Genomic DNA, 18369 nt, shown 5'->3' on the forward strand with positions numbered 1-18369 from the left:
CACCCCTCGGATAATCAAACTAATGTCAAGAAGTACTAGGCATGCTTTCGCACTGTGCACTCCATTTATATTTACGTCAACCAACGCACTTTCTACTACTGATGAACTATCAGCACTAAAACAGCAGCTAGCTCAATTACAACAAAAAATCGAACAGATTGAATTACAGCATGCAGGGGAAGCAGAAAAGCAAAAGCCAGAATCAGGTATTACAGTGGGTGGTGCTATTCGAGTTAATTACTCAACTAATTCGTACGATGAAGACACTAAAAACCGAGGTGGTGACTTTGATTTCGACGTCTTTCGCTTTAACTTCTCAGGTGAGGTTGCGGACATTGGTTTAAACGCTGAAATCCGCTTTTTTGACTATATGAGTGTCGTGAAATATGCCTACCTTGATTACGATATCACATCAAATTGGCAGGCACAGCTTGGTTTAACACAAGTACCATTTGGTAATGACCCATATAATTCACATAGCTTCTTTATGAGCCCAAATTATTTTGTCGGTCTCGAAGATGATTATGACATGGGTATTGTCATGAAACGCCAAGTTGCAAACAACTGGCAGCTGGACCTAGGCTTTTTTAAAAATGATGAGCTGGGTGGCGTCGATGGCTATGTGGAAGACCGCAAAGACCGCTACTCAATTGATATCGTTGGTATCCGAGATGAAAGTGAAGGCATTTACGATGCTCCAAAAGCAGAACTTGGCGAACAAAACACCTTTGTAGCACGTTACCATTACCACCTTGAGCACTTTGCAGGTTCAACTGCGTTGGGAGTTTCAGCGCTCACCGGCGGCTTACACGATGGCCAATATAGCAGAGGTGATTACCAAGCATGGGCAGTGCACGTAAACAGTAATATTGGCAATTGGAACTTACAATTCCAGCATGGCCAATATGATTACCAGCTCACTGATGTAGATAGAATTGCTGTGGCAGCCAATGCCACTTATGACACGATGCCAACAGAGGCAACTATGTCGAGCGCCAATATCGCTTACAATTGGTCCATCAATTATGGCCCGGTTACTCATTTGCAGATATATAACGATTTTGGCACTATTTATAATAAATCAGATGACTCTGCAAACACTTGGATGAATGTCACTGGCGTGGCCGTCACAGCAGGTCCTATTTTCTCATATATCGACTTAGTTCACGCTAAAAATCAGCCATTTGTTGGCGGCACCATTGCGGGTCAAAGTGATAATGTAGAACGTCGCTTCAATATTAACATCGGTTACTACTTCTAGTTCTTCATATTGCCATGCAAATTCTCCATATTTGCATGGCAAACTCTTCTCAAGCCACTCTCTGAGAATAAATTACTGCACATTTCGTCTATAATGGAAAAGCAACAGCTGTTAAAATGACTCAGCGTTTTATGCTGTAGTAAGTCGTTTTTTTTATCCAATTTATTATACACCGCAGGCGCTAAGCACACTTTAATCAGGAGAAACAGCACAACATGAAAAAGCTATTTAATCGCTGTTTCTGGCTACATGCCGCGGGGATCATTTTTGTCGGCCTTGGTTTTGTCGGTATGGCTCTGCCAGTGATGCCAACCACGATTTTCTTTATTCTTGCGCTAGCCTGCTTTTCTCGCTCATCACCAAAATTTGAAAACTGGTTACTAACCCATCCCAAATTTGGGCCATCTCTAGTCGCGTGGCGAGAACATCAAGTGGTGCCACCAAAAGGTAAATGGGGTGCGGGTATTGGGATGTTAATTGGTTATATCTTGCTGTGCTTCAGCCAAGCTCCCTGGTATGTTCTTGTCATAGTGGCCATCATCGAAGTGTCAGTATTAGCTTATTTACTAACTCGACCATCACAGCCACCGATCACCAATAGCTAAAACTAGCGGATTACGCCACCACTCGGATATGGCGTGAGCGCTTCCATGAAGGCCACTAACGCCTGCTGCTCCGCTTGGCTTAACGAGAGAGGTTGTAGCAACGGTGAAGTAACTGGTGCAAGTGGGTCGGCTGAGTCACCTTGAAAGCGAAAGCCACCAGCATTATATACCGCCATGACACCTTCCATATCAGCCAGTAACCCATTGTGCATCCATGGTTTACTGTTCATTACGCCTCGTAAACTAGGCGTTTTAAACTTACCCACATCGCTCGCCTTTCCTGTCACTAAATAGCGCCCCAAGTCTTCATACTCGCGTTTATAGTAGGTTAATCCAATATTATGAAAGCCGTTATCACTAAAAAGTGAGCCATTATGACAGTTCATACACCGTGCCTTAGTCCTAAATAAGTGTAAGCCCCACAGCGCCTGATCACTGAGCTTTTGGTTATATGCTTGCTGAATCCGTGGGTTTGACTGTGTTCTAGCCAGTAAGAAGTAATCAAAATCTGAACGCCTCGATACGATGGTACGCTGATAAGTCGCTAAGGCCTTTGCTACTTGTTTTGCACTGATAGTTTTCATTCCAAACACTTGTTTGAATGCAGTTTGATAACTGGGATCCGCGTTCAATCGTGCAACTAACTCTGGCAGTGTCATATTCATTTCGAGCGGGTCTTGAATAGGCATTAAAGCTTGTTGCTCTAGGCTTTGCGCACGACCATCCCAAAATAATGTGTGCCAAAAAGCGGCATTTTCAACGCTAGGAGCATTGCGTTTACCTGCTCGTCGATTGTGGCCAAATGACACTGTCCTGCCATCTGCCCAGCCTAGGTCGCGGTCATGGCAACTAGCACACGCAATCTGCCCAGAACGAGACAGCTTTGGGTCAAAAAAAAGTCTTCGTCCTAACTCTGCTTTTGTTTTACTAAATGGGTTAGATGGTGGGTGCACAGGATCAGATAACAGCCCAATTTCACGATGCGCTACCCCTGCACTGAGCTCGGGTTTAGGCCACGTTGGTGCTTGACTATATGTACTGCGTAATGCCTTGAGGTCAACCTCAGCCAAGGCTGTGTATGAAAATGAAAATAAAATAAAAAATAGAACAACTTGAAACATAGGTGACTTAAAAGTGACCGCGATGCGCTCTAAGCGCATCGCTTATAATTTAATAAGGGGGTTATTTTGAGTTAAGTGCTTTAGGCTCTGCGAGTAGCAATTGCTTGGCCTCGAGTTGAGCCACTTCATGCTTACTAACCTCAATACATACAGGCTTTTTTTCTTTTCTTGCCTCACTAAACGCAGTACCAAGCTCGCCAAAACGTTCAAACTTTATCCTATGAAGATCTTCGCTTGGTTGGTAGCAAAGCTGAGCGATCACCGCGACGCCTACAATTGAAATTGACATATTCTTTTCCTCTAAAGATCTAGTTTTACCCCTAACCAAAAGCGTCTACCTACTTCTAATCCAGTAGACAAAGGCGCAATGGTATAGGTACGTTGATTAAATAAGTTTTCAATCTCTAAACTGAGATTGAGTTGATACTGCTGAGTATTTAACAGTTTATATTTGATGTTGCTATTGACCGTTGTAACACTTGCGCGACGTCGCTCGAAATACACTGAATATGCTTTTTGTGCGGGACTGCAAGTCTCACAAATACCCGCTGCACTGCTAATACTTCGCGTGTAAGGCGCTTTGTACAATACATCCTGAGCACCGCTATAACGCGCTGTCATGGACAATTGCCAACTACCAAAATGACCGCCCCAACTGATATTTGCGATAAGAGGGCGATTAAAGTCCTGTTTTTGAAACTCGATATCTTTGAGGCTCATTAGGTAGTATTTTGTGTCGAGATCTCCGTTCAAGTTCATCTCATCTATTGCAAGAAACGCCAGTTCATCGCTCTCAAAAGCGTCATTCGCCACAATTTTATTGCCACCCAACTTCACGGCAGGGTCCCCATCAAACGAAGCAGGAGCTACCTCATTGCTGACTTTTGATAAATTAATTTCAACATGTTGATTGTCAAACCTTGCCATCCAGGATGCGCTCAGCCTTTCATATCGATACGCGCCTTCATTACCTGCAAATAGGGTCGCTTGACCAATTTCGTTGTAACCTTTTACTCGGTTAATCCCATCTCGCCCAAAGCGATTCAACCATTTGAGTTCCAGTGTTCCACCCAATAATTGATGGCGATAAGCCAATATTAACTCATCGGTATAAGGCGTTCGGATATTGCTATATTGATAAACAAAACCACGTGATACCTTAGACGAAACCCACTGTGATAAGCGACCTTGCTGCAAGTGCCTCAGCTCGAAATGGCTAGGCTGTTTGGCTTCGTTGAGTTTGTAATCAAGCTGGTCTTGACTGTAGTATCTATTTGCACCGAAAACCCATTGCCCTCGCTCAGAAAATACCGACCAATTGCCGCGAAAACGTGGTGCAAAATTATGATTTTTAACAAAGTTATTGTAGTCATAGCGCCCGCCTAGCGTGATAGTTAGGTCTTGCCACTGCCACTGGCTTTCTAGATAGGCACTCAAGTTATTGATACGTGCACTGGCATCTCCTTTGGGATTGACTTCCCGCTGCGCAAAAAACTGCCCGCTCTGTAAAACATTATTATTTAAAAGCAGGATATCCTCAGGCTTGGTTAAATCGAGTGCACGACCGAGCTGTGCTTCAAGCGCAGACACGGGCACCTTGTACTGTGTTTCAACACAGTCAATTGTGTAACCTGAGCAATTGACACTGGGGCGAATAACTGAGCCATTATAAATGATGGCCTCTTCCAATCGGTTGAATCGCGCGTATTGTTGCTTAAGTTCAAAGCCAGCTTGCCAACTCAGTGTACTACCTAGTAAAGCGCCATAATCAAATTCAAAGTCTTGGCTAAAAGACAGCGTGCGCTGTGACTTTTCAATGTCACCATAACCCCCCTCAATACTTGACTCATAACCAAGTTCACCTCCCCAGGATTTACCGGGTAAGCTCGCCCATGCAAACCAATATGGCGCCGTATCCTTATTGTTTTCGCTTGCTCGCCAACTCAATTGTGAGTCCATTGCCCCCCAACTGCGCAGTGCTGACCACTTAACATTAAAGTTATAGCCGCCCCCATCAACCGTATAATCACTATTTAACGCATTCTCACTAAAATACTGACCTTTAAACGGAGCATAACTGGCGCTAACTGTAAGGTCATCATTGGCGGTTAGTGCATGGTCGAGTTTGATAAAGCCATTGTAATTAGTCTGCTTTTGCAATCGTAGTCGCCCTAATTGGAATAGAGACTCTTGTGACTCCAGCAAATTAAATTGGGCAACCAAACCAGTATCAGCGTTTATCGGCGCTTTGACATAAGCACCGATATTTTGCTTTTTGAAGTCAGGTTCGCTCAGCACATCCTTACCGCTAAACCAAGGCGAGTAAAATCGTTCGTACTCAACCGCAGACTTATTGGTACCTCTGTAGGAAAGACCAAATTGCAACTCGTCTCCTGCTTTGACCGTATCAGCGTCCACTACACCACCACTAAACTGGCCATAACGTGCGGGGATATTGCTATCAAACACTTCAATAGTGTCTACCAGATCTAGGTTCACAAACGTTTCTTGACTGTGCCCTATGACATCCTGAAGATAGTTACGATTGGCGTTATTCTGTTCATTGCCAAGTAATGAGTTATTGTTTATTCCATCAATAAAATAACCGGATTCACGACCACTGGCACCTGATAATGAAACTTCAGCCGGACGAATATTGCTCAGTTGTTCTGCACCAAGCATCGCCTCTGAGTACTGGACACCAGGTAATATCCCAAGTATGTCGGTGAGGTTACCATTACCCGTTCGATAGTCTCTCAGTAACTGACTGTCTAGGGTATAAGCGCCTTCACTCGAGATTGAGATAGGGTTAGGCCGGTCACCGCGTACTTCAATTTGCTCAATATAGTCGCGTCGGCATCGCTTTGACTCGTTATCGCAATCAATATAGCGGCTTTCTTCTATCAGTGTTTCTGTATCCGTACCCACTTGCTCAGACAGATCTGAACTTTGCAGTGGCTCATTCTGGGCAAATGCCATGCATGAGATAAAGGGCAGCAATACATTGCTAACCCTTGCTGGTGTCAATACCTTCATTATTGGCGCTTACTGTCTAATGGGTAGGTATCTTGCGAATCTTCGACGCCATCGTTATCACTGTCAGTGTCAAGCACAAGACCAGATGCAACAATCATTGCTTCAGTCGCATGTTCTGCGAAGAAATTCACTAGCCCATCACCGTCGGTATCAACATGTGCAATAGAAGAATGAGTAAATGCATCTTCACTTGCATAGTAAAGTGCAACTGCAGTGAGAATACTGTCGCGCTCTACCTCTCCAAGCAATGTGTGCCCAGCTAGCTCAATTGCACGTTCAGGTTGAGCTAAACGCAGTAGCTGCGAAGAGAGGTTTGTCAGTGCAATTATGCGCTGTTGCTCTAGAACCTCCTCAAGATCATCAATATGTGAATTGATTAAGTCTGTCCACACACTGCGCGCTTTTTGGATAGCCGCTGGATAATCTGCATGCTTGCCCGCCAACCGCTCAAGCTCCCCTAAATAACCAATTTCAGAACCATTCGCTTGAAGATAATCAAATGCGTCATAGGTTAAGGTAAAGCGCACACTCGCATCTAAGGTGGTATCAAACTTTTTAATTAGTGCAACAGCTTGCTCAAAGTAAGATAAGCTTGTCGTCAGCTGTTTACCGGCTGCAAGCGCTCTTGCAACACGCAGCATGTACTTGCTTGCTTCATCATCTTGAGTTTGGGCAATTTCTGCATCTAGTAACTTAAGTATCTCAGCTTGTTCCTCTGCTAGCTCAAATTCACCATAATATGGCAGCAGGTTAATTTTTGCGGCAATGCGCTCATCCAGTTCAATGCTAGTATCTGTCGCATATAAACCAGAAGCGATTTTATGGCAGGCTATAAAAGCTGACTGTGCAGCAGTTTTGTACTGTTGATCCGCGGTCAATTCAGCAATGCTTAGGTATTGATCGATGATTGTTTCACAGCCTGTGGCACCTGTTGTAAACGAGACAATATGTTTGTTTGCCTGCAGATACTCATCACTGCTCAAGATGTCTAATCCCGCTTTTAAGTAAGCAGCCGCCTCAGGGTACAAGCCTTGCTCTTTAATATAAATTGCTGCCCCAGGGGTATTAATGTTGTAAGAGATTAAATCAACAAATAAGGCTCGCTTATCACGCCCTTCTTCGTTTTTTAGCAACTCAGCTAACACTGCCAATTTGTCTTCGCCGTTTCTTACTTTAGCTAACAACACTGCACCGTCTGCTTGATCTTTGGCCCATCCATACTTCCAGTCTGTGGTTTCAAACTTGCCCAACAACAGGTTCACGTCTTTTTCTGGATAAAGTAAAACAAAGCGCGGAATTGCATCAATCAAACCGAATGGATATTCGTCCATTGTGACATCAGCATACTGATCAATGTCTAATACGTGGTGCTCGTCATACCCAACAATGCCATACAACGACAACATTTTTGCCAAAATTGGCTTTGCTTTATCAAACTCGTTGAGATTGGTGTAATGATCAATGACATAACCTAAAGCCACTTGTAATATCGAATGGTAAGGTTTGCCTTCATTGCCATTTAAGTCGTTTCTTGCATGGCTGATTGGCATTTGCAATGCGTAGCGGTAAAGCCTTTCAAGCTGCGCATTTGCAGCTTGTTTGTCAGTATTGCTTAAACTACTTTGCCATGTTTTAACGAGTTCACCGGCATGATCTGAAAATGAAAAGTAGGTACGCATGGCAGCCGTTGAGTTACCCGCAATAACAGAAGAAAAAGCAATGTCTAAGATATTATAAGCTTGGTCAGCTAATTCTTGTTGCTCGGAGCGCAGGTAAGAGTTAGCCAGCTCTGAGTAAAAGCTTTGATCCTCACTGTAAAAGTTAGTAATGCCTTTTGATGCCATGTACTCGGTATATAGCTGATTGGCAGACTGCCTCAAAGTATTGGCATGATCTAGCTTGCCTTGTTCAATATAGGCATTTGCCACATACAGCTTCGCCCACGCCAAGTCTTGAGGCTGCGTAATGATGTCTTCTGACAGTAATTTTGTCACCTCATTTTCTAAGCCGGCAGTCGCATACCCTTGGGCAATATTTGAATAGACATTGCCCTTGTTCAAATCACTACTCAGGTTTTTTGCCTGCACTTCAGCTTTGCTTAAATGAGAGTCGTCACTAGCAAAATAATAATATGCACGATCTGTATTACTGGTTAGGCCCAGCGTAATTTCTAAATTTTTCTCGACACTGCCACCCTGTGCATCTGTTACCACAACCACGACGCTGTCGGTTGCAACTGATAGTTTTTCTGGTGTATAGGTCACTGCACCAGTTTGTGCATCAACGAACAACGCACCATTTTGCGGTGCGGTTTTAACACTATATGTAAGGCTGTCGCCGTCGATATCAGTTGCATTTAACTGACCTACTTTGGTCTCTCCGCCAAGTACTTGCAGCTTATCCTGTTCTATTACAGGCAGATCATTTACTGGGCTGACCGTCACATTGATAGTTGTTTGAGCGGTACTTTGACCATCACTCACCGATACTTTAAAGCTGTCAACGCCATGATAGTTTGCTTCAGGTGTATATTTAATGGCACCGCTCTGTGCATTTACTTCAACAATCCCATGAGCTGGTGCATTCGACAAGGCATAGGTCAATGACTGCTGCTCTTTATCAGTCGCTGATACGGTCAAGCTTTGCGTGCTGTCTTCTTGTAAAGAAACTTCGTAGCTTTGACTTGAAAATGTTGGCGCCGAATTGCTGTCTGAGCCACTTGATCCGCACCCGGTTGCCAACAACGCGGCAATTGTCACTGATAAAAATTTCAACTTCATTGTTAGGTCCTGAATAAAAAATACGCGCAGATCCTAATAGAAACAATTATCATTTTCAAATGTATTTATCTTTGCATTATTTTATTTTTTGTGGTCATTTGTTGCATTAATGTTTAATTGGGAGGTAATTTACCCACATAATGAATTACGCATGCGGGTAAATTTATTATCAGAATGTATAACTTAGAGTCAGTTTATAATTTCGACCGAGTTCACTCGGGTCTATGGCCTCTCCTGCAGGTGCTCGCACATATCGCTCATCGGTCAGATTATCAATGCCCGCTCTAACCAATAATCCAGACAAGCTACCAATTCCTTGATACTTAGTGGTGAGATTAAACAGCTGGTAAGAGTCGGTACCATAGCCCCTGCTTAAATAGACGTCGGTCAAACGCTTCTGCGAACGATAAGCCAGCATTTGCAATCCAAAATCAAAGTTATCAAACACGTGATATTGCAAACTCACATTGAGTTTATCGGCAGGGGCTTCTGAATATGCTTGCTTGTTTGTCTCAACACTCCCCAAGAAAAAGTTTGGAACGCCGTAAGCATCCATGTTTATGGTTGAGTACCCCACATAGCTGGCAAATTTACCGAGTTCATAATGCATTTCCAGTTCCCAACCTCGGCTTACTAGCTTACCTATGTTCTTCGCGCTGTAGTCTCGATGCGTTGCGACAGGTACCCCATTTGTGGGCTCAGGACCAGGCGAACCCTGCTGCTTATCGCCATTGTCGTCGTAGTAATACATAAACGGGACATTGTCGATAAAATTCACGATTTCATTGTCGAAATGAATGACTTTTAGCTCAAATTTGTCACCCCAACTCATTTCATCCCAAAATACTCCAAACCCACCTTCTAAGTTTTCGGACTCCTCAGGCTTTAAGTTTGGTTGAGGTTCGTAATAGCAAAATTTACCGCCAATGTGACAACGCCATTCATCTTTTTTGTACAATTCTTGTACCGACGGAGCGCGAAAAGCCTCACTGTACTTGGCATAAAGATTGATATTGTCGCTGATCTTGAATGTCAGGCCCAATTCATTAGATAACTCGCTATCATCATGATCGTCAAACTGGGTGTATATATCACTGCTACGCTTATAACTATCTAGTCGCAGGCCCGCCGTCACAAGCAACTTATCGTCAAACAGTGAAACTTGATCGATAACAGAAAACGATAGATTTTGCGCATCGCTGTCACCGTATTTTGTACTCATCCCCTCATCTGGCGAAAATTCTGACTGGCTAAACTCTTCGTAGTCATAATTGAGTTCTACAGCAATTTGATGATCAAATTCATCGCTTAATTCAAACAGGTTTGCAAGTCTGGCCCCGTAACGCTTTGTACTGCCTTGTTTTGTTCCTGAAAAGTCGATTTTTCGTTCACCGCGCATAATGTAACCAAACGTCTGCTTTGCATAGTCTTTGTCGGAATACACTAATTGTGCATCGAAGTCGATATAGCGATTATCAGGTTGATATACATAAGTGGTAGTGACCTCAAGGTAGTCATTACTAAAATCTTGACTCAATGCCGGATATGCCAGTCCATAACTGGCATTTAAGTTGTAAGGCTGGTCGTCTGAGCGTGACTCAGACCAATCAACTTTGCTCTGTACACTGTGGGCTTTGCTGATAAACCAAGTATTTTTTAACGCGACATTTTTGCGCTCAGAATCATTTTTGATCTTATCGAGTTTTGCTACTTCATTAATTTCTTGCTCTTCAGTGTCTTGTAAATTCGATCCAACAACGTCGATGTCCGAAAAAGTAACGCGGCTCACATGTAAAACTGTGTCCATATCATCACTGAGCGTAAACAAAGAGCCTGAAATTAACGTGCTGTTTGAGTTACTTTGATGCGTTACCATCACTTGAGAGCCCACCCCAGATTCACCATTCAAATAATCACTGGCATCTTTGGTGACTAAGCGGATACTTCCGCCAATAGCCCCCGATCCTACTGTCAGAGAATCTGCACCCCGCAGTACTTGCACCTGCTTTAATTGACTGGGGTCTATGCCTAAGCTATTGATAGCAGATAAATTCTCATTTCCATCAGACTCTATTTTACGCTTTACATTGTCTACCGAGACGTGAATGCGTTCACCATACAGACCTCGAATACTGGGCTGAGCGGCCAATGGTGTCACACTACCAGAAAGTTCCACACTAGGGATCTCACGTAATATCTGCGTCAGCTCGGCTTGTTGGCGACGTGCCATAGCCTCACTGTCCATAGCGGTTATAGAGCCCGCAGCATCTTTATTGATCACAGATAATTTGTGACCGTGAACTTCAATTACATCGTCGATTTGATTTGGTTTTGTTGTTTGCGCATGAGTAGTGGTAGCGTTAAGTGCCCCAAAGACGCCAACAGATAGCGCACAAAGAGTGAGTTTCATGTCCTTATTCACCTAATTTAAATGATAATAATTATGAATCGCATTTGAAATGCGCGATTAGAATAATTAAACTAAGCGCCCAACGCAATAAGCAAATAACTTATAGTTATAAATAAATCGGGACATACTAACCAAGAAAATAGTGTGAGTAATTTACAACCACACGCATTCTAGCGTAACGTAAAACGCCTTGAGATTTGATTCATAGGAAGGGGTAAAATTATGAAAGCAGCATTAATATCAGTTACTTTACTAACAATAATGACATTAAGTTCAAACGCATACAGTAAAACTTTCAATGGAGGCGCAGATAAATCTAAATTAGTGCCCATTTCCACGCTGCTGAGTGATGCACAAAGATATACAACAGAGTCAGCGACTATAGCAGGTACCGTCACTCGAGTTTGCCAAAAGCGCGGCTGCTGGATGCAAATAGCCAGTGACAAAAAGTTTCAAACCCTGATGGTCAAAGTACGCGATGGCGACATGGTGTTTCCAATGACTGCGCAAGGTAAAACCGCCTATGCCACAGGCACTGTCAAACTCATTCCACTGTCACTGGAACAAACCAATGCACGGCGCAAAGCCCAGCAATTAGAACCCGTAGATAGCCCAGAAACATTGCACTTATTTACCCCTGTTGCTGTGACTATCGAGGACTAAAATTGAGTATGTCTTGGTTTAAACTCAATCGCAATTTACATCGCGATATCGGCTATTTTTGTATTGGCATGACTTTGGTTTTTGCCATTTCTGGTATCGCGCTTAATCACATTCATCAGTTTAACTCGAACTACCAAGTTTCAAGAGTCTCCCATCAAATTACACTTGATGTAGAGCGTATTGAAACGCCGGAGTTTGAATCTCAACTGCTGCAAAAACTGGCCTTGACGACGCCTGTCAAAGCGCGTTTTTGGCAAGACAAAAACACTTACAAACTATTTTTGAAAGACACTACCCTATATTTAAACCCACAGGCCAATACGGTATTGGTAGAGCAAGTCAAACCTCGACTTTTACTACGCCAACTAAATTTTTTACACCTGAATGAAGCGCGTGCAGCTTGGATGTGGTTTTCGGATTTTTACGCTGTGCTTTTAATTTACTTGGCGCTTTCTGCACTTTTTATGGTGAAAGGCAAAAAGGGTGTCTGGGGTCCAAGAGGAATTTTAGTACTCGCGGGGTTTGCAGCGCCGATTGGGTTTGTGGTTTATTATTCAAGTTAGCAAATCGCCCTATCACCGCACTTCTCCTGTAATAACGTGTAATAGCGCGCATGCAAATCAGATACTAGATTGAATCCTAGGGGCTGGCATTGCATGCAGTGCGCAGCTTTGAGCAATTTAAGTAAATCGGTAATATAGGCACGCTTATGCTGCACACGCAACCAGGGATTCCAGGCCTATTTCTTGCCAACTTTCTGTTGGGAGATAAATCGCTAAATCACGTGCACTTTAATATATCTTTATTAGTTTATGCTCGAGATAAAACCATTTCAGGCCGAGGTAAGGTATTTATACCGTCAGCCTCCGAGCGAGATATCATCTCCAATCTCTATGGCGAGTTTCACTATCAGCGCGCAGCCGATAATTGCTATATCGTGTTGGACTTATTTGGCCATCAACCTAGTATTGGTATTCCACCAACCTGCAAAACCACACATAACACCAAATTAAATTTACTCCTTGATGATAACTGGCAGATCGGTGAAGCAAGCCTTAGTTATATTGATCCAACCTCTCAAAACTGGCAAACAATCGAACAATTACCAGTTAGACAAGTGGATCACAGTAATATTGCTGACTTGTCACAGCTCGCAATTCAAGTAAAAAATGCCCACCGACACTAAAAACCCAATCCCACAGCGAGACGATTCCAACTGTTTATTTGCAAAGCTACAGCCACAACCGCTAGGCGCTGCTTTTCATCGAGTATTTCATTGCTAAGAGGTGTCAGAAGTTTCACTTCAGTTACTTGCCGAGCTAGCTGCAATACGCTCCGTTCAAATTCAGAAAGTGATGCTAAATTAGGCTCGAATATCGCCTTATGAAAATGCGTAAACTGCTCCTGACTGGTGGTATCTTTCAACGCTTCTTCGTGCATAATTTTACAGTACTGACAGCCGTTGATTTGCGAAACATACAACCGGATTAAATGCACTGTCGACGCAGGCAGGCATTGCTCAGCTTGCGCACTCAATCCGCCCAGTGCGGTATGAATATATGGATATTGGGTTAATAGCTGTGATTGAGAAATCATAAAAAAGCTCCTTATTTAAAACTGTTAAAGAGCTTAAAACAGGCATTGACTAAAAAATTGGATATTTCCGACATGCTTGAGTAGAAATATCAAAACAACCTAGGTGGCAGATTTTTGAGCATTCATTGGCGTTGCCAAAATAATGATAACAGCACCTATCATAATCGCCACATCAGCAATATTGAAAATCCCCGTACGTAACGACCCTACACCGACATTAATAAAATCGATAACGGCACCTTGATTTAAGACCCGATCAATCAGGTTCCCCAACCCACCAGCAAAAATTAGAGATAAAGAAGTCACTTGTAACTTGGTCAAATCATGTGACTTCAGCATATAACCCATTAACGCTGAGAGAAAAACGCCTATCGCAATAACAAAAAACAACGTTCTTTGTAGGGGGGTAAAATCTGCTCCAAAACTCAGGAATACCCCTAAGTTCTCGGTATAGCCGATTCTGACAATATCACCCCAGTAGCTGGTCATCTGCCATGGGACCAGATAATCACTGGCCCACCATTTCGTACCTTGATCTAATATCAAGCAAATTGCACATACCAGTGCAATGTGTACACCCTTGTTCTCTGTCATTGTTATGCTCCCGTTGCTCAGTACTTCACTATAAAAAGCCATTGGTGAACATAAAATGACAAACCGATAAACACCTCAATAATTTTAATTTTATTAATATTATCAATGAATAAGTTACAGGCCGGGTTTACAAGTTTGACACCTCAGCCCGCATTCTCGATATAAATATCAGGTCACAAAGCGATTAAAGTTGGTATGTAAATCAATTATCCTTTTTGCAATGTTCTGATTGGCATCGGCTGTTTCACTTGCTCCCTGTGCCGTCTCCTTCGCCAATTCATTAATATTATTGATGTTTTTATCAATATCTACGGCCACCATAGATTGTTGCTCGGTCGCGGTCGCAATTTGCGTGTTTAGGTCATTAATTTGCTCGATTGCGCCCGATGCTTCATCAAGCATGGTCTGGGTCTTCTCGCTCTTCTCAAAACAATTGTGCGCACTCACCTTCCCTTTTTCCATGCTGTTGACGACTTTATTGGCTTCTGTTTTTAAGCGATCAAGTAAGTCTTGAATATCTGCGGTTGATGATTGAGTGCGTGTTGCTAGCGTTCTAACTTCGTCTGCAACCACCGCGAAACCTCGACCACTTTCACCAGCGCGCGCGGCCTCTATTGCAGCATTAAGTGCCAACAAGTTGGTCTGTTCAGAAATACTTTGAATGGCCTCTAGTACTGAGCTGATATTGTTAGTTTCTTCCACCAGCTCAGCAATATCATCTGATGCCAGATTTAACTCAGAAACTAAATTCTCAATAATTTTATTGGTCTGGGTTGCAATTTGTTTACCCGTTTGGACCTTTTCACGCACCTTGGCTGTCGCCTCGGCTGCATGAGCCGTACTTTTTGACATGTCTTGGGTGGTGGTAGTCATTTCATACACCGCAGCAGCCACCATTTCGGTTTGGTTTTTTTGCTCCGTGACACTTTTTTCTGTTTGGCGCATTACATTCATAGCCAGCTCTGAAGAGTCACCCAAACTGCGCACCACATCGTTGGTACTCACAATCGTAGAACGTAAGCCACTAATAAACTTATTAAATTCTCGTGCCATTATACCGGTTTCATCCTTCGCAGACTCATCCAACATCACGGTTAAATCACCATCACCGCTGGCTACGGATTTCAAACGAACGATAAGTTCATCAATGGGTGTGGTAATGGAGCGACTTATCATAAACGCAGCACCAAGGGCCACCAATAAAGCAGCAATGGCTGAAATCGATATCAATTTAATGGCTAGGATTTCGTCTTTTTCAGCCTTTAAAGTGGCTTTTTGAGTGAACTCCTGCACTTCAGCAAGGACTGCAATCAGTTCGTCTTTAAGCTGATCTTCCTCTGCTTCGATTTTCTTTGCCAACGGCATCAGCTCTAAAATAGACTGACTGGGGAGCTGATTCAATAGTTGCTTTAGATCCATACTGGCCTGAGCATAATGCTTGGTGATGACTTGGAGCTCACCTTCAACTTCGCGAAACTTACTGGCAGCTTCTTCAGAGTGCGCCATAGTGATAGCCTGCGCTGCAAAAGCGGTAGTATCGTCGATTTCTTTTTCAACTTTGGCCATTGAGGTCATTAACTTTTGGGATAACTGCACCACTTTAGTGTCATAACCTTGTGTACCGCTATCAGCCAATGATTTATATAACAGCAACCGCTCAAATAGGATTGCTTGCTCTAACTGGTGTTCGGTTATTTGCGTCAGAAAATTATTCAGTGGAATATCTTCCTCGGCAATATCTATCAGTTCATATCCGATCTTGGCCATTTGCACTAAAGCGATTGCGCTCACAAGCAATAACATTGCAAGTTGCACAGTCGCCATCAAGTAGATGCGCTTGGCAATACTGAGATGATTCATACACACGACGCCTTATTTTATTGAGTGTAAATGCTAAAAGCCGCTTCTAACTCAACAGGTTTTAAAGTAGCAAAGTAACTGCACCGAAAAATCGGGGTGACTTTGCAAAAATGCGTAGTTATCTTCCTGACTTAAAAACTCCGAAAACCCTTCTTCATTACAGAGCTTTGAACTATCAAAACACCTAAAGCCCATTTTCCAGTGCGAAAACACCCGCTCAGGAACTGCCTGTTCATGCAACTTATTAATACGCTCATGACGTGGGTCTTTTGAGATCACCTCAAATAGAGCTCGAACTTCCTCTTTTTTACCTTCCAGCAGCTGAATAAAAGTCCCTTTACCATCATAAAGTAAAAGGCCCGTGATACCATTTGCAACATTACGCTGGCGAAATTTACTCATCATTTTGGCTAGTTCTAATTCTGTATGGCGCTTTTTTGCTTTACTGATATACACTAGCTGAAACATGAATTTTACACCCCTCGCAATCTTGCTTTTGATGGCTTTATTCAGAACTTTATTTCTTTTACGCTCCTTAAGATCTAGCACACAGCCTTTTAATTTACCAAATGCGTTTCAAAATCAGTGACATATAATTATCGAACCTTAAAAAAGCTGATCGCGCTATGCATACCCGCAGAGAGTGCATCTAGTTTTTGGGTTGCATTCCGGTTGGTTTCAGTCACTTCAATGGCATTGTCTGACATCGCTGAGATAGAACCCATTGCATCAGATACTTCTGAAATGGCGCTGACCTGTTCTGCACTCGCTTGCACCACTTCACGCACGCGGTGCAGTGAATCACTGGCTTGTGCGTCAATGCTCTGCAATAGCTCAGTGGCTTCTTGGATCAATGCTTTACCATTCTCTACTTGCGGCTGTGTTTGCTCCATGGCCTCTACAGAAGCAGACGTTTCTTTTTGAATTTCGCCAATCATAGCTTCAATTTGTGCCGTTGCTTCGCCAGTTCGCTTGGCAAGCTGCCTTACTTCGTCGGCAACTACGGCAAACCCTCGGCCAGATTCACCGGCTCGTGCCGCTTCAATTGCCGCGTTTAACGCTAACAGGTTGGTCTGCTCTGAAATGCCACTTATCACATTGGCAATACCACCGATTTGTTCAGTGTTCGCTTCAAGCTTTTTAATTTGCGCCACCGTTGCGTTAACTGTATCAGCAATGCGTACGATTTCAGCTGCACTGGCTGCGATTGCATCCCGTCCTTTATCTGCAAATTGTACTGTGGACTCTGAGTTTTCTTCTGTTTTTGTTGTAAGCTCACTCACATGATCAATACTGCTTCGCAAGTGCTCCAACCGCGCTACAGTTTGTTGCGTCAGCGTCGCTTGTTGTTGCGCTGCGGCATAAATATCATCAGAACCAGAAGACACTACTTTGGCCTGTTCAGCTAAATCGGATGCGCCACCAACCACATTGGACACGATTTCAGTTAATTGCAGCTTCATTTCAAAGAGTTTTGCCAACATGCTATTGGGGTAGTCGGTGGCCATGTGCTGAGTTAGATCGCCCTGAGATATGGCGGATAAAGCGCGCTCAGCTTGACGTACCTCGCCACCTAATGCCTCTCTGATACTCTTTGCAATCATGAGTCCTATAAACACACTGACTGCAATTGCCAACAAAGTGGCCGCTATCATAAACTGAGCAAAACCACCCGCCACATCACGCGCCTCTGGCGTAGCTAATTGGTTGGCTTCCTCTTGATAATCAATAAACTCATTGATACGTGCAAGCCAAGTAATAAAAGCAGGGCGAGCTTGTTGTAATACGATGTCATCAACCTCTTGCCCGTCCCGTTTAAGTGCAATGATGTTGTCAACTAACGGTCGGGTTGTGACTTTAATATCTTCAATGCTTTTTAAAATGCGCCTTTCTTTGTCATTAAATGGCACGCCTTGTGATTTCATTTGCGCCATGCTGTTTTCTGCTTCGACATAAAAACGTTGTAGTTGCGCAATCTCTTGTTCAAACTCTCTTAGCTCAGCAGTGGAATTGGTAATCGCCACATCCCTTATAGCAATGGCTGTATCATGCACACTGCCTCTAAAATTAATGGCATAGCGCTGTTTAACTGAGTTGACATCGGTCATCTGTGCAAGGGTATCATCGATAAAATTGACGTCTTTAATCCCAATGCTAGTCAGCAAGATCATTAGGCACAAAATCGCGCCGTACCCAACAGATAGCCTCTGTCGTATTGTGAGCCCAGCTAGAAAGTTCATTTATTCACCTTTTTGTCACATCCACTCTGTAAATTTAGGTCCAATCAAGTCATGGCGCCAATTATCAGGGCAGCAAATTACGTTTATTTTAATGGTCCTTTATTAATAGACCCTATTCAACACCAATTACTCACGCAATATTTAATCCAAATATTTAAATAATTTATTACTTGAAGTTCAGAAGCATAACGCGATAATATTAA

Annotated in this window: 15 protein-coding genes; 5 read left to right on the forward strand and 10 right to left on the reverse strand. The window is 43.2% G+C overall.

All coding sequences use genetic code 11. From position 1 onward, the window contains the following. Window positions 1-22: 22 nt before the first annotated feature. Together N475_RS07020 and N475_RS07025 are read left to right on the forward strand one after the other, a co-directional pair. Window positions 23-1261, forward strand: coding sequence for a carbohydrate porin (locus N475_RS07020; protein WP_227008461.1), 1239 nt, complete (start codon window positions 23-25; stop codon window positions 1259-1261). 215 nt (window positions 1262-1476) lie between these two features. Next, window positions 1477-1866 carry a YbaN family protein gene (locus N475_RS07025; RefSeq protein ID WP_063357319.1) on the forward strand — a complete coding sequence of 130 codons (390 nt, stop codon included), beginning with the start codon at window positions 1477-1479 and terminating at the stop codon, window positions 1864-1866. Window positions 1867-1868: 2 nt separating this feature from the next. Here the strand turns inward: N475_RS07025 and N475_RS07030 are convergent, their stop codons facing one another. The 5 genes from N475_RS07030 to N475_RS07050 form a co-directional block, all read right to left on the reverse strand. Next, window positions 1869-3026, reverse strand: a complete 1158-nt coding sequence (locus N475_RS07030; RefSeq protein WP_227008462.1) for a cytochrome c peroxidase — start codon at window positions 3024-3026, stop codon at window positions 1869-1871. Window positions 3027-3048: 22 nt separating this feature from the next. Further along, window positions 3049-3276 carry a hypothetical protein gene (locus N475_RS07035; RefSeq protein ID WP_063357318.1) on the reverse strand — a complete coding sequence of 76 codons (228 nt, stop codon included), beginning with the start codon at window positions 3274-3276 and terminating at the stop codon, window positions 3049-3051. Between the two features lie 11 nt (window positions 3277-3287). Then, window positions 3288-6023 carry a TonB-dependent receptor plug domain-containing protein gene (locus N475_RS07040; protein ID WP_063364943.1) on the reverse strand — a complete coding sequence of 912 codons (2736 nt, stop codon included), beginning with the start codon at window positions 6021-6023 and terminating at the stop codon, window positions 3288-3290. Next, window positions 6023-8803: a cadherin-like domain-containing protein gene (locus N475_RS07045; RefSeq protein WP_063357316.1), complete on the reverse strand. Its 2781-nt coding sequence runs from the start codon at window positions 8801-8803 to the stop codon at window positions 6023-6025. Before N475_RS07045 ends, N475_RS07040 begins: the two co-directional genes overlap by 1 nt. A gap of 169 nt (window positions 8804-8972) precedes the next feature. Further along, on the reverse strand, window positions 8973-11213 hold the full coding sequence (locus N475_RS07050; protein WP_063364944.1) for a TonB-dependent receptor domain-containing protein: 2241 nt from the start codon (window positions 11211-11213) through the stop codon (window positions 8973-8975). Window positions 11214-11435: 222 nt separating this feature from the next. Between N475_RS07050 and N475_RS07055 the strand changes: the two genes are divergently transcribed. The 3 genes from N475_RS07055 to N475_RS07065 all read left to right on the forward strand — a co-directional run bounded on the left by N475_RS07055 (window position 11436) and on the right by N475_RS07065 (window position 13062). Beyond that, entirely contained in the window at window positions 11436-11876 is a 441-nt protein-coding gene (locus N475_RS07055; protein WP_063364945.1) for a DUF4920 domain-containing protein, read from the forward strand. A gap of 8 nt (window positions 11877-11884) precedes the next feature. Next, window positions 11885-12439 carry a PepSY-associated TM helix domain-containing protein gene (locus tag N475_RS07060; RefSeq protein ID WP_063364946.1) on the forward strand — a complete coding sequence of 185 codons (555 nt, stop codon included), beginning with the start codon at window positions 11885-11887 and terminating at the stop codon, window positions 12437-12439. Between the two features lie 146 nt (window positions 12440-12585). Next, the gene (locus N475_RS07065) at window positions 12586-13062 is read left to right on the forward strand and encodes a DUF1842 domain-containing protein (protein ID WP_063364947.1); all 477 of its coding nucleotides are present in this window, start codon (window positions 12586-12588) and stop codon (window positions 13060-13062) included. Here N475_RS07065 and N475_RS07070 read toward each other — a convergent pair. The 5 genes from N475_RS07070 to N475_RS07090 form a co-directional block, all read right to left on the reverse strand. Continuing rightward, the gene (locus N475_RS07070) at window positions 13059-13472 is read right to left on the reverse strand and encodes a carboxymuconolactone decarboxylase family protein (protein ID WP_063357311.1); all 414 of its coding nucleotides are present in this window, start codon (window positions 13470-13472) and stop codon (window positions 13059-13061) included. The genes N475_RS07065 and N475_RS07070 overlap by 4 nt on opposite strands. 99 nt (window positions 13473-13571) lie before the next feature. After that, the gene (lspA, locus tag N475_RS07075; RefSeq protein WP_063364961.1) at window positions 13572-14066 is read right to left on the reverse strand and encodes a signal peptidase II; all 495 of its coding nucleotides are present in this window, start codon (window positions 14064-14066) and stop codon (window positions 13572-13574) included. A gap of 168 nt (window positions 14067-14234) precedes the next feature. After that, window positions 14235-15926, reverse strand: coding sequence for a methyl-accepting chemotaxis protein (locus N475_RS07080; RefSeq protein WP_081232384.1), 1692 nt, complete (start codon window positions 15924-15926; stop codon window positions 14235-14237). Window positions 15927-15977: 51 nt separating this feature from the next. Next, window positions 15978-16394 (reverse strand): BLUF domain-containing protein, encoded by a 417-nt coding sequence (locus tag N475_RS07085; protein WP_063357374.1) that lies wholly within the window; start codon window positions 16392-16394, stop codon window positions 15978-15980. A 128-nt stretch (window positions 16395-16522) separates the two neighbouring features. Next, a complete protein-coding gene (locus tag N475_RS07090) occupies window positions 16523-18166 on the reverse strand; it encodes a methyl-accepting chemotaxis protein (protein ID WP_063357310.1) in 1644 nt (547 codons plus the stop codon). Between the last annotated feature and the right edge of the window lie 203 nt (window positions 18167-18369).

Source organism: Pseudoalteromonas luteoviolacea DSM 6061, from assembly GCF_001625655.1.
Taxonomy (GTDB): Bacteria; Pseudomonadota; Gammaproteobacteria; order Enterobacterales; family Alteromonadaceae; genus Pseudoalteromonas; species Pseudoalteromonas luteoviolacea.